Here is a 20,963-nt window from a genome sequence, read left to right as displayed (position 1 = left end):
GCTCAGTCTATTTTTACCAGGGCCAAATCTACCTTGCTTATGGTGAATTCGTACAAGGGTTTGCGTCCTTCCAAGTTCTGCTTGTTGAAAATATAGTAGCCGGGCAACTCACACTGATCCGTATTCATTACGATTGACTTGCGCGACATTTCTAGATATGATGCCGTTTCGTACAATTTGAACGGCGTTTGTATGTGGGTCCGTAAATCTTCCTGTGTAAATACGTAAAGGGGAGTTTCGTCCTCGCCAATGATCTTATGAATGTCTTCGGCATAGCTCTTGTGTGCCGCGCCGGATGAGGTCAGGGCTTTCATGGGAAGGGCCACATGGTCAAAGACCAATCTACAGAGTACGATAAAGGTAATAACGAAAAGGTGTTTGGTGTATCCGATGGTCTTATGGTGAAAAATAAGGGTGAGGATAAGAAGCAGTCCGAAAAGCGGCATGGTGTATTTTAGATGGGGTAAAATGGAAAAATAGCCCACAAACGGAATGACCAGACAGACAAGGGCGGCAATGGCCATGATTGCCTTAAAAAAAGTGTGATAGGCCTTGTGTTTCCAGTTGGTTTCTTTTAGCCGAAGAAACAAAGGGTAGCTCAATACGGTTACGACCATGGGGAAGAACATATAGGTGTACCTGATTCTAGCTCCGGGAGAAACCCAATACACCAAAAAGTTGGCGATAAAGGCGATGACCAGAAAAACAAGGTAGGGTTGTGCCTTGATGTTTTGTATCTGTTCTTTTTCCCAAATAAACAATAGGAATAGGGTAGAGGGAAAGATCACGCCCAAGAAATTCAAGGGAAACGTGAAAAGGTGTTTTATGATTCCATCAAACCGGTCGCTGAGTAAGGTGCGTTGTTCTGTTAGTCCCCACATTTCCGAAATATACCTACCTAGGTTCTCGTAACTTCCATAGATGTAAAAGTAGAAATAGACCGCCGCCGCAGATAAGAGGGCGCAAAAGATATGCGGCCAAGAGAAAAGTCGCTTGAGGTCTTTTTTATACAACAGGTATGAGCCCAAGGTGATTATTATAAAGGCGAAAGAGGCGAAACCCTTGGTCAAAAAAGCAAGGGTAATAAAAAAATAGGCAGTACCAAAAAGAAGGTAAAACCGCTTCTGTTCGTAAAAATGAAAGATGCTGAATATGCTAAGGGTGACCAGTAGGGAGTAAAAGATGTCGATTTCGGCGGTTACGGAAAAATAGAAATAAAGGTCGGCACAGACCAAGTAATAGAAGGCGCTTAAGATGCCGAATCTGGTGTTAATGTATTTTTTGCCCATATAAAAGGCTAGAATGCCCGTGAGCAAAAGTGAAAATGCCGAGGGAAAACGTAGGGCAAAGGTGTTGTAGCCAAAGAGCTTTATGCTTCCGGCGAGTACAATGTTCCATAATGGAGGGTGGTCGTAAAAGGTTTGGTTTAGAATGGTAGTGACTATAAAGTTGTTGTTCAGCAGCATTTCCAAGGCTACCAGAGCACGCCGTGGTTCTTCAGAATACAAGGGTGCGAGGTGCAGATTGTAAAAAAGGGATATCGTATAGAGGACAATGATTAAAAACGATAGCCGATATAGATTTTTTGTATTGGTCGGGTGCAAAAATCCGACGTCAAAAAATTTCATTTTCCTTTGATTTTTCAAGGCTAAAGATCAACAAAATACTTCAAAAAAAAAGTTTTAATTTCCCATCTTTGCATTATGAAGAAGGCAAGCGCGTCAGAAACCCCAGTAAGGGAAAGTTTATCGCTTAGGGATAAAAAGCACATCTGGCACCCTTTGACCCAACACAAATTGAACCCGGATATGTTGGGCATCATCAGGGCGAAAGGGGCCCTTTTGTACGATGAGGATGGAAAGGAGTATATAGACGGCATCGCCTCTTGGTATACCAGTGCCTATGGACATTGTAATACCTATATCACCGACAGGGTCTATGCCCAGATGCAACAATTGGATCAAGTGGTCTTCAGCGGCTTTACCCATGGGCCGGCCGTAAAATTGTCGGAAGCGCTGATAAAGCTACTGCCCGAAAACCAAGAAAAGCTTTTCTTTTCCGATAATGGCTCTACGGCTACGGAAATCGGTATTAAAATGGCCTTGCAATTCCATTTTAACCAAGGTAGAAAGCGCAAAACCCTACTGGCCTTTGAAGAGGGTTTTCATGGGGATACCTTCGGTGCGATGTCCGTTTCGGGACTATCGGTGTACAATGGCCCCTTCGAGGATTTTTTTATTGACGTTGAGCGAATTGCAGTTCCTACGGACGAAAACATCGATGAGGTACTTGCCCAGCTGGAAGAAAGGCTGCAGCAAAACGATATGGCCGGCTTTATTTACGAGCCTTTGGTGCAGGGTGCCGCCGCCATGAAAATGCACAAGGCCGAAAACCTGGAACGGGTTTTGAAACTTTTGAAAAAACACGGGGTGCTCTGCATTGCCGATGAGGTGATGACGGGCTTCGGTAAGACCGGAAAGGCTTTTGCCTCCGATCATATGACCGTTAAACCGGATATCATCTGCATGTCGAAGGCCCTTACCGCCGGCCTGCTGCCCATGGCGGTCACCAGTTGCACCCAAGAGGTCTACGATGCCTTCTATAGCGACGACTTGGCAAAAGGCCTCTTTCACGGTCACACCTATACGGCCAACCCCTTGGCCTGTACCGCGGCTTTGGCCGGCTTGGAACTGTTGCAGTCACTAGAGATCCAAGACAGTATCAAAAGAATAATCGCCTCGCACCAGGGCTTCGATCTTAAAATAAAGGATCACCCCAAGGTGGCCCGTACGCGACAGTGCGGCATCATTTATGCCTTGGATCTTAACTTGCAAATGGAGCGCTATGGCAACTTGCGCGACCAAATTTTCAGGCATTTCATGAATAATGGGGTATTTTTGCGGCCTTTGGGTAGTACCGTTTATATTTCTGCCCCATATGTCATTACGGATCCACAGCTACAGAAAATATATGCTACCATAGAGGATCTGCTGAACAGTATTTAAATCCAACGCTTGAAAGAACAACCGATATCCATTACCGCAATAGGCTCAATCTCCCCATTGGGAAAAACTTCCAGCGAAGCCTGGGCGAGCTATCTTAAAGACAGCCATCTTTTTGGACAAAGGGATTTTGGTGCAACCAAGGAATGGGCCGCTCCCTTGTCAGAGGAGTCAAAGGAGGAGATAGAACAGCTTAGGAATTCCGACAACAAGTACAAAAGCCTAGACGATTCGGTCTTGTTCGCGCTTTATGCCTCAAGGGATGCAATTGCCAAGGCCGGATGGAAGGCGGGCGATGATTTCGGCGTCAATATCGGTTCATCGCGGGGAGCAACCGCACTCTTTGAAAAATACCATAAAGAATTTCTTGAAAACAATAGAACGGCAACGCTCTCGTCGCCTACCACCACCTTGGGGAATATTTCGTCTTGGGTGGCACACGACCTAAAGACCAAGGGCCCGGAGATATCGCATTCCATTACCTGTTCCACCGCCCTGCATGCCGTTTTGAACGGGGTGGCGTGGCTGAGAAGCGGTATGGCCGATAAATTTCTGGTAGGGGGCAGCGAGGCGCCACTAACGCCTTTTACGATAGCCCAGATGAAGGCGCTTAAAATTTATTCGCAGTATCGGGCGGAGAACGCTTCCGAAGGAAATGGGGGCTTCCCCAGCCGGGCCTTGGACCTTGAAAAGGAAAAAAGTACCATGATCCTCGGTGAGGGCGCTTCGGTCATGTGCCTTGAAAAGGGAGTGGGAGAAAAAACCTTGGCCGTTATTGAGGGAATCGGGTATGCCACGGAGCCCTTACGCCATAATATTTCCATTTCTACGGATGCCGAGTGTTTTCAGGCTTCCATGAAAATGGCCTTGGGTGAAATACGTCCCGATGAGGTAGACGCCATCGTAATGCATGCGCCGGGTACGGTAAAGGGCGATCTGTCGGAGTACAGGGCGATCGGTAAGGTGTTTGGCAACAAGGTGCCCTTCTTGACGACGAACAAATGGAAAGTCGGACATACTTTTGGGGCCTCGGGAGCGTTAAGTATAGAACTTGCGGTCTTGATGTTACGGCACCAACAGGCGATAAAAGTCCCCTTTGTTGCCTATCCTGCGGGGCTTGACAAACTTGAAAAAGTACTCGTCAATGCGGTGGGTTTTGGGGGAAATGCGGTTTCCGTTCTGTTGTCCCGTAGGGGATAGTCCGCTTTCAAATTGTTTTGGGTAAGATTATTCTTATCTTTAATCGCCAACCTAAACTTTGTAGCTTATGGAACTAGGCTTAGAAACCTACACGTTGTTCGAAAAAATCTACTGGTTTACCGCCGTAGTGGCCTCCCTGATCTTCATTGTACTTTTGGTAATGACCTTTATCGGAGGTGAAGTCGATGATATCGACGGTGATGTCGATGCCCAGATCGAGGCGGATACCGGTATTGAATTTCAATTTTTATCCTTTAAAAACCTTATCGGCTTCTTTACCATTTTCGGCTGGTCGGGCATTGCCTGTCTGGATGCGGGAATGTCGAAGGGACTTACGGTCTTGATCTCGGTCATATGTGGCTTGCTGATGATGTTGGCCATGGCCTCCCTCTTCTACTATTTGGGAAAACTCCAGAGCAGTGGCACCTTAAAGCTCCAGAACGCCATCGACCAGATCGGTGAGGTATACCTGACCATTGGCGCCAATCGCAAAAGTATCGGTAAGGTGAGCATAAACGTACAGGGCTCCCTGCGCGAGTTGGAGGCCCTTACCGATGCCGATAAAGACCTGGTACAGGGCAATGTGGTGGTCGTGAAGGACGTGACCGCTAACGGAATTTTAATTGTTGAACCCATAAATAAATGACCAAATGTTATTAGTACCCCTTCAATTGGCGGGTAGCGCTTCGCTCCTTGCCATTGGTTTTGCCATTCTTTTCTTTTTTATCATTATCATCTCGTTTATCAGACGCTACAAACGCTGTCCTTCAGACCGTATCTTGGTGATCTACGGTAAGGTGGGCGCGGGAAGCTCGGCCAAATGTATACACGGTGGTGCGGCCTTTATCTGGCCCGTAATCCAAGATTACGAGTACTTGGATTTGACGCCCATTTCGATCGAAGTGAACCTGGTTAACGCCTTGAGTAAGCAAAACATCAGGGTAAACGTGCCTTCGCGCTTTACCATTGGTATTTCCACCGAGCCCGGTATTATGCAAAATGCCGCCGAACGTCTTTTGGGCCAGGGCATGCAAGACGTACAGGAACTCGCCATGGAGATCATTTTCGGTCAGTTGCGCTTGGTGGTCGCTTCCATGGACATTGAGGAAATCAACTCCGATAGGGACAAGTTCTTGAGCAATATCTCGCAGAGTGTGGAGTCGGAACTGAAGAAAGTAGGCCTAAAGCTGATCAACGTGAACATTACGGACATCGTCGACGAGTCGGGCTATATCGAGGCCTTGGGTAAGGAAGCCGCGGCACATGCCATCAACGCGGCAAGAAAATCGGTGGCCGAGAAAAACAGGGACGGATCCATCGGTGAGGCCAATGCGGTACAGGATGAGCGTACCCAGGTAGCGGCGGCCAATGCCAAGGCCGTCGAAGGGGAGAACATCGCCAAGATCAATGTCGCCAATTCAGATTCGATCCGTCGCCAAAGGGAGGCCGAGGCCGAAAGAACGGCGATAGCGGCCGAAAAGGTACAGGCGGCGAAGGCCTTGGAAGAATCGTATGCGGCCGAGAAGGATGCGGAAATCGCTAGGGCCGAAAGGGTGCGAAGTTCACAAATGGCCGATATAGTCGTTCCTGCGGAAATCGATAAAAAGAAAGTAGAGATCGCCGCCGAGGCCGAAGCGGAGATGATCCGTAGAAAGGCCAAGGGTGAGGCCGATGCCATCTTGTACAAGGCCGAGGCCGAGGCAAAAGGTTTGTTCGAAATTTTGACCAAGCAAGCGCAAGGTTTGGATGAAATCGTAAAAGCGGCAGGAAACAGTCCTAAAGATGCTGTCTTGTTATTGATTGCCGATAAGCTTCCAGAGCTGGTGAAAACCCAGGCCGAAGCCATCAAGAATATTAAAATTGATAAGGTGACCGTATGGGATTCGGGAGCCAAGACGGGCGATGGAAAAGGTTCTACCGCCAACTTCATCTCCGGAATGTACAAGTCCGTCCCGCCTTTACAGGAAATGTTCAACATGGCCGGAATGCAATTGCCCGACTACCTGAAGGGCAAGGAGCTTGCCCAGGAAGGGGATGGTGGCGACGCTACCGGATCACCTGATCCCGCAAAGGAAGGCGAAAAGGAGTAAGCCTTCCTTAAATCGATAAATCAAGGCCTGTCCAGATTTTTTGACAGGCTTTTTTTCGTTTCGGCACGCGGGATTGTTGGGGCTTATTTGGAATATCAATTTTAGAAAGGTTATTTTTGATTTGGTATGATGAGTAGGTATGAATAGACTTATTTTAATTGGGAATGGCTTCGATTTAGCCCATGGTTTTAAGACTAGCTATCAAGATTTTGTACTAGATTACTTTCAAAAAGCACTACGAGAGTTTTATCTTTCAGATAAGTATCAAGATGAATTGTTTGAGTTAGATTACGAAGATGATTTTAGGAGTCCGTCCATAAAAAATAGAAACGTTCCCTCAACAATGGAGGAGGTAAAAAATGTTATTTCTGAGTTTGCCTCTTCAGACGGAATGTGTAAAGTAAATGCCATTTTTCATTCTGCTTTTTTCAAAGCGATATATGATAGTTGTTCGGATTTAGGTTGGGTAGATATTGAAAATCTATATTTTGAACATTTAGTTTCTAATAAAGGTAAAAGTAGTAGTTTAAAGCAGTTAAATGATGATTTTGAAATTATCACTAAGAAGCTTGAAAGTTATTTGGTTAGTTTGAAAATTGAAAATCAAAACTTTAATCAAAGTAATTTTTCTCTAGTATTCTTGAACCCAATTCACAGAGATGAGGTTGTCACCGAAAACTTGAAAGAAAACTTAAAATATGATGAAGTCCCTAATAATATATGTATTTTGAATTTCAACTATACTCCCACAATGCGAAAATATATGGCCGATTTGCGTATGAAATTGGATTTTGAAAAAAAAGGATCTACGCTACAGGAGATACATATACATGGTGAGTTGGGTAATGAGAAAAATCCCATTGTTTTTGGATTCGGTGACGAATTGGACAAAGAGTTTTTAAATTTTGAAGATATAAAGGACGATAGTCTTTTTACACATATCAAGTCCTTTATGTACTCGCAGACGTCAAATTATCATGATTTAATTCGTTTTATTGATGCAGATAATTTTCAGGTTTATATTATTGGTCATTCTTGTGGTTTGTCTGATAGAACCATGCTGAACCATATCTTTGAGCATGAGAAGTGTAAGTCAATCAAGATTTTTTATCACCAACGAAGTGATGGTACGGACGATTTCACTGAAAAAACATATAATATCTATAGGCATTTTAAAGACAAGGGAACAATGAGGCTTAAACTTGTTCCGAAGGATAAGTCGGACCCTCTTCCTAAACCCAAAAGATAGCTTTGTCTTACTATTTTATTCGTATTTAGGAGGGAGTTAAAGAATAAAGACAAATGCATTTCCTATTTTTGAACCAGATTCAGAAAAGATTATGAGCGAACAAAGGCACGATTGGACCAAAGAGGAGATTCTTGATATATACAACAAACCTTTGATGGAGCTGCTCTACGAGGCGGCGACCATCCATAGAAAATATCACGACCCCAATACGGTCCAGGTCTCAACCCTGCTCTCGATAAAGACGGGGGGATGCCCCGAAGATTGTGGCTATTGCCCGCAGGCGGCGCGGTACCACACCGATATCGAGGGCAACGACCTTATGTCCGTTTCGCAGGTCAAGGCCCAAGCGTTGAGGGCCAAGGCCTCGGGAAGTTCGCGTGTTTGCATGGGAGCGGCTTGGCGTAATGTAAAGGACGGGCCCGAATTTGAACAGGTCTTGGAAATGGTACGTACCATCAATAAGCTCGATATGGAGGTTTGCTGTACCCTGGGCATGTTGACCGAAAACCAGGCCAAGCGCTTGGCGGAGGCCGGACTGTATGCCTATAACCATAACCTGGATACCTCGGAGGATTATTATAAGGATGTAATCTCTACCCGGGCTTTCGAAGACCGTTTGAACACCATCGATAATGTAAGAAAGAGCAACGTAACGGTCTGTAGTGGTGGTATCATCGGTATGGGCGAGGCGATCGAAGACCGCGCCGGAATGTTGGTGGCCTTGGCCAGTTTGAACCCCCAGCCCGAATCGGTTCCGATCAATGCCCTGGTGGCCGTCGAAGGTACGCCCATGGAAGATATGGAGCCCGTTTCCATTTGGGATATGATCCGTATGGTGGCCACTACCCGCATCGTTATGCCGGAGACCCAGGTGCGTTTGTCCGCCGGCCGTACCCAAATGAGCAGGGAGGGGCAGGCCATGTGCTTCTTTGCCGGGGCCAATTCGATCTTTGCGGGCGACAAGTTGTTGACCACCCCGAACCCGGATGTAAACGAAGATATGGAGATGTTCAAATTGCTCGGCCTGAATCCGCAAAAACCCTTTACCAAGGTATCACAGCCGAAAACGGTGGAAGCTTCGGAGTCGAAGTACCGACCCTTGGGCGAAAAGCCCAAATGGAGCCGGCCTGGGCATACCATCCCCAGAAATGAAGAGGCAAAGGCCAAATCGAAAATGGTCGAATAATCTTACATTAGCTAAATTTTAAGAAAATATTTAGCCAAGGTTAGCTAAATTTGATCCGCAAAAATCAACGCAGAAACTATTGAAATTAGAAGCTGTTCCACGGGTAAGTACCCTTACTAAGGAAGATTTCATAGAGCACTTTTTCAAGCCGCAAAAGCCGGTAGTCATAGAAAAGGCCGTTGAGCATTGGCCCGCGTTCCAAAAATGGAGCTTGGACTATATGCGGCAGGTGGCGGGCGACAAGACCGTCCCCCTGTACGACGATAGGCCCGTAAGCCATAAGGATGGGTTCAACGAGGCCCACGCCGAAATGAAAATGGACGACTATATCGACCTGCTAAAATCGGAACCCACCAAATACCGCATTTTTCTCTGGAACATCTTAAAGGAGGTTCCCCAGCTGCAAGACGATTTTGATTTTCCCGATTTCGGGCTCAAACTAAAGAAAAAGCTTCCCATGCTTTTCTTTGGAGGCCGGGACTCGTATACCTTCATGCACTACGATATCGATCTGGCCAATATTTTTCACTTTCATTTCGATGGCAAAAAGGAGTGCATTTTGTTTCCTCCTTCACAGACCAAGTACTTGTACAAGGTGCCCCATTCGCTGATCACCCACGAGAGCATCGACTTTTCCGACCCTGACTACGACAAGTGGCCCGTACTGAGGTCCGCATCGGGCTACCGCGCCGAACTGAACCATGGCGAGGTGCTGTATATGCCCGAAGGATATTGGCACTATATGAAATACATTACGCCCGGTTTTTCGATGAGCCTGCGTTCCTGGCCCAAAAATCCCCTGAACTTTGCCAAAGGGGTCTACAATGTATTGGTGATGCGAAGCTTTGATATAGCCATGCGCCATATAGGGGGGCAGAAATGGATCGAACACAAAAACAACAGGGCGATCGAACGAACACAGCGTTTTTATACAGCATAACCATCAATAAACATTTACATGAAAAATTTCTTATTTACTTTGATATTTACGTTTTCTACCATCGGCTTCCTTTCAGCACAGGCCTACTCCGGACATGGGGACCAGAAGTTTCAAGTGGGTGCCAACTTGCAGGAAAACGGCAGCGGGATCGTTGCTTCGTACGATTACGGCCTGGGCGAGAACATATCGGTAGGGGCGACCTCCTCGTACCTGTTGGGAATCGCCAACGGCGTAGATGACGATACCTTGGAGCGTTTCGACGTCAAGGTACGCTTTAGTGCCCATTTGGGGCCTATAATCGACGTGAACGACGATTTTGACCTATATCCGGGGCTCGATTTGGGGCTGAAGAACTTTGGCTTCCATACCGGGGCGCGGTATTTCTTTTCCGATGGGCTCGGCGTGTATACCGAATTCGGATTCCCTATCGCCAAGTACGAGACCGATGATTTGACGGCAGCCGACAAATTTCACAACCAGTTTAACGTGAACCTGGGTGTCGTGTTCAACTTTCTCTAAAAGATAAAAATAAATCGTAGGGCCCCAGGTCGCATCAGGGGACCAGCTGTTTGATTTTGTCGTAGACCAGATGGGGCTCCCATCCTCGATAAAGCAGATAATCGGCCAGTTTCCTTCTTTTTCTTTGAGGATCCTTATCGTTGATTTGGGTCAATCGTTTTTCGGCCAGGTCGTCGAAGGTTTTGAGGTAGTCGGTCTCGTCGATTTCCTTCAGCGCCGTATCGATGTTGTACTTTGAAATGTCGCGGCTTTTCAGTTCGTTTACGATGCGCTGTTTACCCCATTTTTTTACGTTGAACTTGCCCCGGGCGAAGCTTTGTGCAAAGCGCTCTTCGTTGAGAAAATTCTCGTTGATCAAATGCACTACGATTTGGTCTATGGCCTCGGGTATCATGCGCATTTCGCGAAGTTTGGCGACCACTTCCTTATGGCAGCGCTCTTGGTAGGCGCAGTAGCCCTCGAGTTTTCTTTTGGCTTCCTGTAAGGTATAGGTTTTGTGCATTGAACCGGGGTTAGGGGCCTTGTGGGCTCCAAAATTAAGGTATGTTTCCGAGAGTTTGCAACAAAAAAAAGCGACCTTTTTTATGTAAGGTCGCTTTAAAGCTTTTAATAAATGGTTTTTCCGTTCTTGTCCTTAAAACGGTATTCGAGATACGTATAGGCATCCCGTGGCTGAATTTTGATCCATTTTTTGTGTTCCAAAAACCACTTGGAACGAATGGACGGAAAACCTTTGGTCAAATAGGCTGCGATAAACGGATGGATGTTAAGTGTAATTCCGTTGTTTGCTTTGGGCCCCTTTAACAATTTTTCAAGATCGGCGTTGATCTTGTCTATCAAAACGATGGGCGCTTCTATTTCTTTGCCGTTACCGTTAGGGTTTTCCTCGGTTGTCTTAATGTTCATTTCGGGCCGTACCCGTTGTCTGGTAATCTGTATAAGCCCGAACTTGCTCGGTGGAAGTATCTTGTGCTTCGCCCGATCGTCCTTCATCTCGTCCCTGAGGTGGTCGAAAAGTTTTCGTCGGTTGGGTGCCTTTACCATGTCGATAAAGTCGACCACGATAATACCTCCCATATCGCGCAGGCGTAACTGCCTTGCAATTTCCGAAGCGGCCAAAAGGTTGACCTCCAAAGCGGTTTCCTCTTGGTTTTTCGCCTTGTTGGAGCGGTTTCCGCTGTTCACGTCGATTACGTGGAGGGCTTCGGTGTGCTCTATGATAAGATACGCTCCCTTGCTCATGCTGGCTGTGCGGCCAAAAGAAGTTTTTATCTGCCGCTCAATACCATACTTTTCAAAGATGGGCACGTTTGACCTATACGGTTTAACGATCGATTCCTTACCAGGTGCAATTTCTTGCACGTAGTCTTGAATTTGTTCGTACAGCGTTTCGTCATCTACATGGATACCGGTAAAGGTATCGTTAAAGATATCCCGTAGTATGGAAGAAGCCCTGTTGAGCTCCACCAATACCTTTGACGGGGTTGGCGCTTTGTACAGTTTTTTACACATTGCTGACCATTTGGCCAACAGGTTTTCTAGATCTTTGTCGAGTTCCGCTACTTTCTTGCCTTCGGCAACCGTTCTGATTATAACACCGAATCCTTTAGGTTTTATACTTTTTACTAGCCTTTTCAGTCGATCTTTTTCTTCGTTGCTCGCTATCTTCTGTGATACCGAAACACGGTCTGAAAAGGGTACCATTACCAAGTAGCGTCCCGCAATGGAAAGTTCGGAGCTTATTCTTGGTCCTTTGGTAGAAATGGGTTCTTTTACAATTTGAACCAATATGGATTGGTTGGCCTTTATAACATCGGTTATAACGCCATTTTTGTCAATGTCCTTCTCGAACGGAAAATTGCTGAGCGAGTAATCCTTTAGTTTACCGGTGCTCACCTGTTTTATGAATTTGAGCAAAGAGGCTAATTGAGGCCCTAGATCGTGGTAGTGAAGAAAAGCATCCTTTTCGTATCCTACGTTTACGAACGCGGCGTTCAAGCCGGTTACGGGCTTCCGTACCTTGGCCAAGAATATGTCGCCAACGGAAAAATTGTTGTTGTCTTCCTCTTTGTGCAATTCAGTGAGCTTACCATCTTTCAGCAAGGCAAAATCAACGGCATTGGAACTAGATCTTACGATTAATTCTCTATTCACCTGAATGTATTTGTATTTATCCGTATCAACGTCGATATAACGCTGACAAGGAAAAATTGATTAAACAATGATTGAAACGGATCGTTGAAAAAATCCGCCGAAATTTTTTTTGTGAATTTCTATGTCAATGAACGTAGTTTAAGAAAATATAGTTTGAGCAGAAAAAGGGCTGAAATCATCAGCCCTGTCCTGCTAGTCCTTACGGTCTATTTTTTCTTGTGTCGGTTAGCTCTTCTGCGCTTCTTGCGCTTGTGTGTGGCTACCTTATGTCTTTTTCTTTTTTTACCACTCGGCATAAATTCCTAGTTTATATGATTAATACTATTTAACCTGTACGTTACTTTTGACACCCTCTACAAAAACCTTGGCGGGCTTGAATGCCGGAATATTGTGCGCAGGTATTTTAATGGTAGTATTCTTGCTGATGTTTCTTCCTGTCTTTTCGGCCCTTGTCTTAATGATAAAGCTTCCAAAACCACGCAAGTACACATTATCACCTCCTTCAAGAGAAGATTTCACCTCTTCCATAAAACTTTCTACAGTCGCCTGAACATCTCCTTTTTCAATTCCCAGTTTGTCTGAGATTTTTGATACAATTTCTGCTTTCGTCATTTCTCGTGTTGAATTTTCAGTATAATTTTTTTGGGATGCAAATATATAAATTAAATTCATTCTTTTTTGCTAACAAACTAATTTTAAGTAGTTCACCACTACTTTTAAGGTTTAAGCTGTTTGCGGTGTTCGGGTTTGGGCTATAAATCTTTACTTTTGACGGCTTAATTGTAATCGATGACATTTTCAAGGGAAATACTGGGATGGTACCGGCGCAATAAGCGTAGCCTGCCTTGGCGAAACACCAGGGACCCCTATAAAATATGGCTGTCCGAGATCATGCTCCAGCAGACCCGGGTGGCTCAGGGCCTGCCGTATTACCAAAAATTCGTCGAGCGTTTTCCAAAGGTCGAAGACCTGGCCAATGCCTCGGAGGAAGAAGTTTTAAAACTTTGGCAGGGCTTGGGGTATTATTCGCGTGCCAGAAACCTGCATGCCGCCGCGAAAACGGTCGCCTATGGTCACCAAGGCCGTTTTCCTGACACCTACGACGGGCTGTTGAAGCTGCCCGGTGTGGGCGATTATACGGCAAGCGCCATCGCTTCGATATGTTTCGATAGGCCGGAGCCCGTCGTCGATGGTAATGTGTACCGGGTGCTATCGCGTTTTTTCGGTGTGACACAGCCCATTAACGCCACTGGCGGCGTTAAATATTTTAAAACACTGGCCCGTGAGGTCATGGACGGCGATCATATTCGCGACTATAATCAGGGCATCATGGAGTTTGGTGCGGTTCAGTGCACCCCTAAAAGTCCCGATTGCGGGGTCTGCCCCCTTCGTTCGGGCTGTGTGGCGCTCCAAAAAAACACTATAGACAGCCTGCCCGTCAAGTTGGCCAAGACCAAGGTAAAAACCCTTTATTTTAATTACCTGGTGCCTGTTTCCCCAGAAGGTAAGACCTGGCTGAGACAGCGTACGGGCAAAGGGATATGGCGGAACCTCTGGGAGTTTCCATTGGTCGAGACCCCAAAAGAGGCCCTAATCGATGAGGTCAGGGGCGGCCTAGCCGATTTTCCGCAGCTAGGCAACGCTGTCAACGTCTATCGCTATAACGAAAATCCCATTGTACACAAGCTCTCACATCGCCACCTGCACACGGTCTTTTGGGTGGTCGAGACCCATGACGGTTTTGAGGGCGGTGTTTCCTTCGATGAGGCGGATAAATATCCTGTCCCTGTTTTAATTGCCGAGTTCTTGAAAACGTTTAAAAATTCGTACTTTTGACCATTAAACGAGACGAAATTATGAGTGGTACATTGAATAAGGTTATGTTGATTGGGCATTTGGGCGACGAGGTCAAAATGCACTATTTTGAAGGAGGAGGTTGTATCGGCAGATTTCCGATCGCGACCAATGAGACCTATACCAACAAGCAGACGGGAGAAAGGGTGACCAATACCGATTGGCACAATGTGGTCGTGCGCAACAAGGCCGCCGAGATATGCGAGAAGTATCTGAGCAAGGGAGACAAGGTATATGTCGAAGGACGATTAAAAAATCGACAATGGCAAGGTGAAGATGGCAACACGCGCTATACCACCGAAATACATGTACAGGATTTTACCTTTTTGACCACGAAGAAAGATAGTATGGCCGGTGGCCAAGGCAATGCGCCGCGACCGACCGACCGGTCAAATGCACAGCCGGCCCAGTCGCCCCAGGTAGAAGGGGTGCAGGGAGGCGGCGTTTCCGAGGAGGACGACTTGCCGTTTTAGGCCCGTCGTAGTCCGTTAATGACGTAGGGTTCGGTCGATGAAAAAATTATTTGCCCAATGATTCCAAGTTTTTAGTAGAACTATAATTATTCGTACAAAAACACGTTTTACATTTACAATTAAATTTTAACGATTGGACCCTGACCCTTTTAGTGTTCTGCCCTTTTTGATTGCCTCGGGAGGCGCCTTTGCCTTCAAAGTTGCCGTACTGGTCTTGTTGCTTGTTTGTTCTGCCCTCATTTCCGGGGCCGAGGTCGCATTTTTTGGGCTTTCGGCAACCGAGATAAAGGATATTGCCGACGAAAAGACCGCAAGGGCCCCCGTAATTGTCAAATTACTCGAACGTCCCAAAAAGCTATTGGCCACTATCCTCATTGCCAACAACGCCATCAATATTGGAGTGGTCTTGCTCTTCAGTGATGTGGGAAACACCCTTTTCGCCACAGTGGAGTTGGAATGGGTACGCTTTCTTTTGGAGGTGGTCGTAGCGACCTTTTTGATATTGATGTTCGGGGAAATTTTGCCAAAGGTCTACGCCAATAGAAACCGGGTGGCATTCGCCCATGTCATGGCTTTTCCCTTAAAGGTATTGGACGTCATATTTTCGCCCCTAAGCCTGCCCATGCGGTCGGGTACCCTCTTTCTTTACAAACGATTGGGCAAGCAGCGCTCCAATTTGAGCGTGGATCACTTGTCACAGGCCTTGGAACTGACCGATGAAGGCGATACCACGAAGGAAGAACAGAAAATATTGGAGGGCATCGTATCTTTCGGCAACACCGATACCAAGCAGGTCATGAGACCGCGGATCGATATTTTCGCCCTGAGCGAGGATATGAAGTTTGCAGAGGTAATGGCCGAGGTGAAAAAGAACGGCTATTCGCGTATACCTGTTTTTTCCGAAAACATGGACAATGTTCTCGGGGTGCTCTACGTTAAGGACCTACTGCCCTATATCGATCGTAAAACCTTCAATTGGATGACTTTGGTCCGCGAGCCTTATTTTGTTCCGGAGAACAAAAAATTGGACGATCTTTTGTTGGAGTTTCAAGAAAAGAAAAACCATTTGGCCGTGGTTGTCGACGAGTATGGGGGCACGTCGGGGATCGTTACCCTGGAGGACATTATCGAGGAAATCGTGGGCGATATTACCGATGAATTTGATGATGAGGACCTGGTTTTCTCCAAACTCGACGATTACAACTATGTGTTCGATGGCAAGACTGCCTTGCGCGATTTTTACAGGGTGACGAAAATCGAGGACGAGGAAGGGTTCGAGGCCAAAAAAGGGGAGGCGGAAACCATCGCCGGATTTGTGCTCGAGATCGCAGGAAGTTTTCCCAAGCGGGGTGAAAAGATCATTTTCAACGATTATAGCTTTGTGGTGGAAAGTATGGACAAAAAAAGGCTAAAGCAAATCAAGGTAACCTTGCCCGTGCCCGAAGAGCGGCATACCAATTAATACAAAGATGATCAAGATGAAGCATATTCATAAAAGGACGGGCCGTTTTTTAAAAGTGGTGGTATTGGCCCTCGGCATGGTATCGATGGGGTGTAAGGAAGATACGCTGCCCAAGCCCAAGGGGCAGTTGCGGCTCGAATACCCCAAACCCACCTTGACCGAGTTGCACTTTGACAAGTTCGGCTTTCAGTACAACAGTTTGGCGCGAATCAAAAATGAATCGGCGAACTCGATGGTTTTGGAGTACCCCGAAATGAAGGGCGAGATCTTTATCAACTACAAAAAGGTAGAGGGCAATCTTGAACAATTGTTGTCCGATGCCCAAAAGTTCAGTTATGAGCATTCGGTCAAGGCCGACGGTATACTCGAACAGCCCTTTGTCAACGATGAGGACAGGGTCTACGGTATGTTCTATGAGGTGAGCGGTGATGCCGCGTCCCAAGCGCAGTTCTATGTAACGGACAGTATCCGCAACTTTGTTACCGGCTCCTTGTATTTTTATACAAAACCCAATTACGATTCGATATATCCGGCTGCGGCCTATTTGCGCAACGATATCCGTGGGATCATGGAAACCTTAAAATGGAAGGAGTGAAACGGTACGCCTAAAGGCCAAGGACCTTTTCGGCGCGGGCAATGCCCGAATCGATTTCCTCCCTCAGCAGTTCCACGTTCCTTTCTTCCTCGAGAAGCCATTTTTGCTTCTGCTCCGATAGCTCTTTTCCCTTCATCATCTCGTCGGCGTCGAAACGCTTTCCGAAGGCGTGCATCCAGTCCATCATCGACTTGTTGGCCGCTTTAAGATCGGCAATGGCCTTCTCGTATTTTTCCTTTTCGTACGAAGCGTTCGCCCGGGTCTGTAGCTGGTTGATCAGTTTGGAGAGCTTGGGCATTTTGTCCATTACCTCGTCGTGGGCGACCATTACTTCTTCCATTTTGGTCATTTTCTTATTGACCCCTTGCGAAAAAACCGTGGTCGAACCGAGCAAGAGGACACCCCATAGAACGAGGGCAAGTCTGTTTTTTGTTGGGCGCATGGTATACGTGTTTTACGCTAAGGTAGGCAACTTGGAAGGGACGGGGGGCGAAACTCTTTCAAGGGTAGTTTAAATCGGTGTTTTGCAAGACTTTATTCGTCGCCTTCCAAGAGGGCTTCCGCGTTGGCGATGCTTTCAGTGATTTCCCTTTTGAGTTCCTTTACCTTTTCTTCCTCCTCATCGAGCCACTGTTGCTTTTGTTCGGAAAGCTCTTTGCCGTTCAATATTTCGTCGGGGTCGAACCGGTTTCCGAAATTTTGCATCCAATCCATCATCGACTTGTGGGCCGCCTGAAGGTCTTTTTTGGCCTTCATGTACTTTTTGCCCAATTCTGTGCTATCGTTTTCCTTTGCGTTCAGTTCACCTACCAAATCCCCTAATTTGCCCATTTGGGGCATCACTTCGTCATGTATCGCCATAACATTTTGCATTTGCGTAGGCTCTTTTTGCTCATTACAGGAGCTCAGGCATAGAAAGGCAATGGCCGCAAACAAGAATAATTTTTTCATAAACGTTGGGTTTTCTACAAATATAAACCATTCCCATTGCACCCAAAAAGGAGCAGGGGAAAAGAACGATTATTTCATGTCGTGGCGGGCCGTGGCCTTTGCGAAATAGGAGCCGTGGTTAATGATTTTTGGTCGACGGGCGCACTGGGGCGGGTCCCAATTGGGATTAGGTTTTTCTTTGTTTCTGTGGAATGCGGCCTTAATCACGGTGAAATTGCGATTTGATCCGCCGAAAGTAACGCCGGTTTTAAAAATAAGTTTGAAATTTGCGGAAAAGGGAACGAATTGAAAGACACTACCCAAAAATGGCTATATCTGGTATTGCTGTCGGTAATTTGGGGGTCTTCGTTCATTTTGATCAAAAGGGCGTTGTTGGGGCTGACCGCACTTGAGTTGGGTGGGCTGCGCATCGTTTTTGCGTCAGTTTTTCTATTTGTTTTTGGTTACGGCAGTATAAGGGGGCTCAGTGTCAAAGATTGGAAATGGATCGTTATCGCGGGCCTTTTAAGTTCTTTTTTTCCGCCCTTTCTCTTTGCCCTGGCCCAGACCGAGATCGACAGTGGCACCACTTCGATTTTTAATTCCGTAGTTCCCCTGTTTACCACTTTGGTAGGGATAGCCCTGTTCGGTACCATTGTCACCAGACGCCAGATATGGGGCGTTCTTATCGGATTGTTGGGTACGGTGGCCCTCATAGCGGCGGGAGTGGAGTATGATCCCGATCAAAACTATTGGTATTCCGTTTTTATATTGGCTTCGGCCCTAGGCTATGCCCTTAACATTAACATCGTCAAAAAACACCTGGCCCACCTAAGTCCTTTATCGGTTACAACGGGTAGTTTTGCCGTTGCCTTCCTACCGGCCTTGGTACTGGTCGGCCTTTCAGGTTTTCCCAACAAGCTTGGGCAGGGCGTTGAAATGCACGGGTCCTTGGGCTATCTACTCGTACTGGCCTTGGTGGGGACTTCGATCGCCAACATATTGTTTAACCGATTGATCCATTTGGCGAGTCCGGTCTTTGCAGCCTCTGTAACCTATACCATTCCCTTGGTGGCCATTTTATGGGCCGTTTTGGACGGGGAAACGGTAAACCTCTACCAATTGGCTGGTGGTGCTATTATCCTGTTCGGGGTATGGTTGGTCAATAAACGAAGGCCATAGTCGCTATTTTACATCGCCGTACGGGCCTGGGCCCTACTCAAAATCGGCGTCGGATACCCCTTCGTTCACCTTGATGTCCGAAACTTTGAACTCGAAGCTTTGGGGACCAACGGTCTGGGCGAGCATAAAGGGAAATTTGACCCCGCCGACTTCCTTGTAATCGCTATAGGTGATCGTGCTTGTTATTATTTGCCCGGCCATTTCGGTGGTGTTGGTTTCTTGCACCTTCAGTCCGCTGTCGACATCGTAATACGACCATTTGTTGTCCGATATTTTGAGTTTGTAGGCTTTTTTGTCCGCGATGGTTTCAAGGCCCTCAATGCTTACCTCGCTGTCCAGATAGCCCAATTCGGGAAAAGGTGCCGCCTCTTGCTTGATTTTCGCAATGTCGGCATCGCCCATTTCGTTTCTCTGGCCTTGGGCCACGACGTATCCTTTTTCACCGTCGAAAACCTGTAGACTCATCGAGTTACCGGCCACCTTTATATCTTGCCTGAATTGGTTTTTTGCCGTTTTGATCATTTCCAGGTCCAATTTCGTGCCCTGCATTTCGGCTTGGGCCCTCATGGTGTACGATGTAATTGCCTTTACATTTGCTTCGCCCCCAATGGCTTCGATATATTTATGGAGCACGTCGTTGGCGCCCAGGTTGGCCGGTAAGGGGGAATTGTAATCCGGTTTTTCGACCTTGTTGGCGTATTTGTCGAAATAATTGACCGGAATTTTTTTGCCTTTAAAGCTAAGCTTTTCGAGGTTTTCCAATATCTCGCTTCCTTTGCCGGTAACCACGATCCGTAGGTTTTCGGGCTTTAAATATTTTTGGGCGGCCTTTTGCACCTCTTCAATGGTTATGGCGTTGAGCTTTTCGAGATAGGTTTGGTAGAAGTCCTTGGGCAGGTTTTCTGTTTCGATATTCAGGGCATAGTTGGCTATGGTGGTCGGGTTTTCCAGGGCCATTACAAATCTTCCGGTGTATTTGGCCTTGGTGTTTTCCAATTCCGAAGGCGTTACCGGGGCTGTTCGAATGCGGTCTATTTCTTTTAAAATTTCTACTACGGCACTGTCTGTTACCGCATTTCGAACACTGGCGGTAGCTATAAAACGTGACGGGGCGTGCTTGTCGTAACCCATGCCCGAATACGATCCGTAGGTATAGCCCTTGTCTTCCCTAAGGTTTAGGAACAGACGTCCTTCACCGCCGCCGCCAAGTATTTCATTGGCCATTACCGCCGCTAGATAATCGGGGTCGTTTTTTTTGAGGTCGACCAGGTTCTCGACCATAATTTCCGATTGTACGGCATTGGGCATATCAACAAAATTGATCTGGGTGTAAAGGGCGTCCGAAGGTCTTGAAAACGTAAAGGAAAGCGGGGCGGCTTTTGTCCACGAGATGAAATGCTCCTCTACCAATGCTTTTACCTGTTCAAACTCGACATCCCCGACCACGACCAAATAGGCGTTGGCCGGAACGAAATAGGTTTCATAAAATTGGATGATATCGGTAAGGCTGACCTTGTTTACGCTTTCTTCGGTCATAAACTCCCCGTAAGGATGGTTTTTGGTGTAGGCCAGGGCCATGCTTACCCTTCTCGAAATGGCGGGAACGTTCTTTTCGTCGGCTTTAAGGCCGGTCAAGAGCTTTTGTTTCTCCTTTTCGAATTCCTCATGGGTGAAATTCGGGTTTATTGCAGCGTCGGCCATCAACTCCAAGATTCTTGGAAAATACTGCGACAGTGAGGAGGCAAAGGCGCTTTGGGCGCCAAAATTGATTCTGGCCCCTAAAAAATCGACCTCTTCGTTAAATTCGTCTTTGGGAATATTCTTCGACCCCTTGCCCAGAAGGCTTGCCATTAGATTCGAGACGCCGGCCTTGTCGCCCTCCAAGATCGGCGGGTTGTCGATTTCAAGTTGTATCGATACCCTGGGCAGCTTGTGGTTTTCGACCACCAAGACCTTTAAGCCGTTTTGAATAGCGAACGTTTTCGGGTTGTTGAGCTTGATCTCGGGAGCCGGTCCCGGTTCGGGCATTTTGCTTCTGTCAATTTGTGCTTGTCCGCAAAAGATGAAGAGTACTATGAATATCGAAGTAAAAATTTTTTTCATGGTCTGTGTTTTTGATACCCAGAA

Annotated in this window: 20 protein-coding genes; 13 read left to right on the top strand and 7 right to left on the bottom strand. The window is 46.7% G+C overall.

Annotated features, from left to right (window positions below; genetic code table 11):
- Nucleotides 1–2: 2 nt before the first annotated feature.
- Nucleotides 3–1,628: an ArnT family glycosyltransferase gene (locus tag BUB37_RS00635; RefSeq protein WP_072986821.1), complete on the bottom strand. Its 1,626-nt coding sequence runs from the start codon at nucleotides 1,626–1,628 to the stop codon at nucleotides 3–5.
- 75 nt (nucleotides 1,629–1,703) lie between these two features.
- Between BUB37_RS00635 and bioA the strand changes: the two genes are divergently transcribed.
- The 8 genes from bioA (at nucleotide 1,704) to BUB37_RS00595 (ending at nucleotide 10,186) form a co-directional block, all read left to right on the top strand.
- Nucleotides 1,704–3,005: an adenosylmethionine--8-amino-7-oxononanoate transaminase gene (bioA, locus tag BUB37_RS00630; RefSeq protein WP_072986816.1), complete on the top strand. Its 1,302-nt coding sequence runs from the start codon at nucleotides 1,704–1,706 to the stop codon at nucleotides 3,003–3,005.
- 9 nt (nucleotides 3,006–3,014) lie between these two features.
- Nucleotides 3,015–4,202, top strand: a complete 1,188-nt coding sequence (locus BUB37_RS00625; protein WP_072986813.1) for a beta-ketoacyl synthase N-terminal-like domain-containing protein — start codon at nucleotides 3,015–3,017, stop codon at nucleotides 4,200–4,202.
- 67 nt (nucleotides 4,203–4,269) lie between these two features.
- Nucleotides 4,270–4,848 carry a hypothetical protein gene (locus tag BUB37_RS00620; RefSeq protein ID WP_072986811.1) on the top strand — a complete coding sequence of 193 codons (579 nt, stop codon included), beginning with the start codon at nucleotides 4,270–4,272 and terminating at the stop codon, nucleotides 4,846–4,848.
- A gap of 4 nt (nucleotides 4,849–4,852) precedes the next feature.
- Complete coding sequence (locus BUB37_RS00615; RefSeq protein ID WP_072986807.1) at nucleotides 4,853–6,292, top strand: flotillin family protein; 1,440 nt, start codon at nucleotides 4,853–4,855, stop codon at nucleotides 6,290–6,292.
- A gap of 139 nt (nucleotides 6,293–6,431) precedes the next feature.
- A complete protein-coding gene (locus BUB37_RS00610) occupies nucleotides 6,432–7,541 on the top strand; it encodes an AbiH family protein (protein ID WP_072986802.1) in 1,110 nt (369 codons plus the stop codon).
- A gap of 91 nt (nucleotides 7,542–7,632) precedes the next feature.
- Nucleotides 7,633–8,727, top strand: a complete 1,095-nt coding sequence (gene bioB / locus BUB37_RS00605; RefSeq protein WP_072986799.1) for a biotin synthase BioB — start codon at nucleotides 7,633–7,635, stop codon at nucleotides 8,725–8,727.
- 79 nt (nucleotides 8,728–8,806) lie between these two features.
- Nucleotides 8,807–9,667, top strand: coding sequence for a cupin-like domain-containing protein (locus BUB37_RS00600; protein ID WP_072986795.1), 861 nt, complete (start codon nucleotides 8,807–8,809; stop codon nucleotides 9,665–9,667).
- A gap of 18 nt (nucleotides 9,668–9,685) precedes the next feature.
- A complete protein-coding gene (locus tag BUB37_RS00595; RefSeq protein WP_072986781.1) occupies nucleotides 9,686–10,186 on the top strand; it encodes a DUF6646 family protein in 501 nt (166 codons plus the stop codon).
- A 34-nt stretch (nucleotides 10,187–10,220) separates the two neighbouring features.
- Here the strand turns inward: BUB37_RS00595 and BUB37_RS00590 are convergent, their stop codons facing one another.
- The 3 genes from BUB37_RS00590 to BUB37_RS00580 form a co-directional block, all read right to left on the bottom strand.
- A complete protein-coding gene (locus BUB37_RS00590; RefSeq protein ID WP_072986777.1) occupies nucleotides 10,221–10,688 on the bottom strand; it encodes a regulatory protein RecX in 468 nt (155 codons plus the stop codon).
- Nucleotides 10,689–10,792: 104 nt separating this feature from the next.
- Nucleotides 10,793–12,340 (bottom strand): Rne/Rng family ribonuclease, encoded by a 1,548-nt coding sequence (locus BUB37_RS00585; RefSeq protein WP_072986772.1) that lies wholly within the window; start codon nucleotides 12,338–12,340, stop codon nucleotides 10,793–10,795.
- Between the two features lie 321 nt (nucleotides 12,341–12,661).
- Nucleotides 12,662–12,952, bottom strand: coding sequence for an HU family DNA-binding protein (locus tag BUB37_RS00580; RefSeq protein ID WP_013992739.1), 291 nt, complete (start codon nucleotides 12,950–12,952; stop codon nucleotides 12,662–12,664).
- A 177-nt stretch (nucleotides 12,953–13,129) separates the two neighbouring features.
- Here BUB37_RS00580 and mutY point away from each other — a divergent pair, with 177 nt between their 5' ends.
- From mutY to gldD, 4 genes are all read left to right on the top strand, one after another.
- Entirely contained in the window at nucleotides 13,130–14,176 is a 1,047-nt protein-coding gene (gene mutY / locus BUB37_RS00575; protein ID WP_072986768.1) for an A/G-specific adenine glycosylase, read from the top strand.
- A gap of 20 nt (nucleotides 14,177–14,196) precedes the next feature.
- Nucleotides 14,197–14,667, top strand: a complete 471-nt coding sequence (locus tag BUB37_RS00570) for a single-stranded DNA-binding protein (protein ID WP_072986765.1) — start codon at nucleotides 14,197–14,199, stop codon at nucleotides 14,665–14,667.
- A gap of 133 nt (nucleotides 14,668–14,800) precedes the next feature.
- Nucleotides 14,801–16,129: a gliding motility-associated protein GldE gene (locus BUB37_RS00565; RefSeq protein ID WP_072986762.1), complete on the top strand. Its 1,329-nt coding sequence runs from the start codon at nucleotides 14,801–14,803 to the stop codon at nucleotides 16,127–16,129.
- Between the two features lie 16 nt (nucleotides 16,130–16,145).
- A complete protein-coding gene (gene gldD / locus BUB37_RS00560; RefSeq protein WP_072989610.1) occupies nucleotides 16,146–16,724 on the top strand; it encodes a gliding motility lipoprotein GldD in 579 nt (192 codons plus the stop codon).
- Nucleotides 16,725–16,734: 10 nt separating this feature from the next.
- Here gldD and BUB37_RS00555 read toward each other — a convergent pair whose 3' ends face one another.
- Nucleotides 16,735–17,166: a hypothetical protein gene (locus BUB37_RS00555; RefSeq protein WP_072986758.1), complete on the bottom strand. Its 432-nt coding sequence runs from the start codon at nucleotides 17,164–17,166 to the stop codon at nucleotides 16,735–16,737.
- A 92-nt stretch (nucleotides 17,167–17,258) separates the two neighbouring features.
- The gene (locus tag BUB37_RS00550; RefSeq protein ID WP_072989607.1) at nucleotides 17,259–17,675 is read right to left on the bottom strand and encodes a hypothetical protein; all 417 of its coding nucleotides are present in this window, start codon (nucleotides 17,673–17,675) and stop codon (nucleotides 17,259–17,261) included.
- Nucleotides 17,676–17,960: 285 nt separating this feature from the next.
- On the opposite strand from BUB37_RS00550, the gene BUB37_RS00540 reads away from it, so the two are divergent.
- The gene (locus BUB37_RS00540; protein ID WP_072986752.1) at nucleotides 17,961–18,836 is read left to right on the top strand and encodes a DMT family transporter; all 876 of its coding nucleotides are present in this window, start codon (nucleotides 17,961–17,963) and stop codon (nucleotides 18,834–18,836) included.
- Between the two features lie 33 nt (nucleotides 18,837–18,869).
- Here the strand turns inward: BUB37_RS00540 and BUB37_RS00535 are convergent, their stop codons facing one another.
- On the bottom strand, nucleotides 18,870–20,939 hold the full coding sequence (locus BUB37_RS00535; protein ID WP_072986749.1) for a M16 family metallopeptidase: 2,070 nt from the start codon (nucleotides 20,937–20,939) through the stop codon (nucleotides 18,870–18,872).
- Between the last annotated feature and the right edge of the window lie 24 nt (nucleotides 20,940–20,963).

Origin of the sequence: Pseudozobellia thermophila (genome assembly GCF_900141855.1) — a bacterium.
Lineage (GTDB): Bacteria > Bacteroidota > Bacteroidia > Flavobacteriales > Flavobacteriaceae > Pseudozobellia > Pseudozobellia thermophila.
This window is presented reverse-complemented; position numbering and strand designations above follow the sequence as displayed.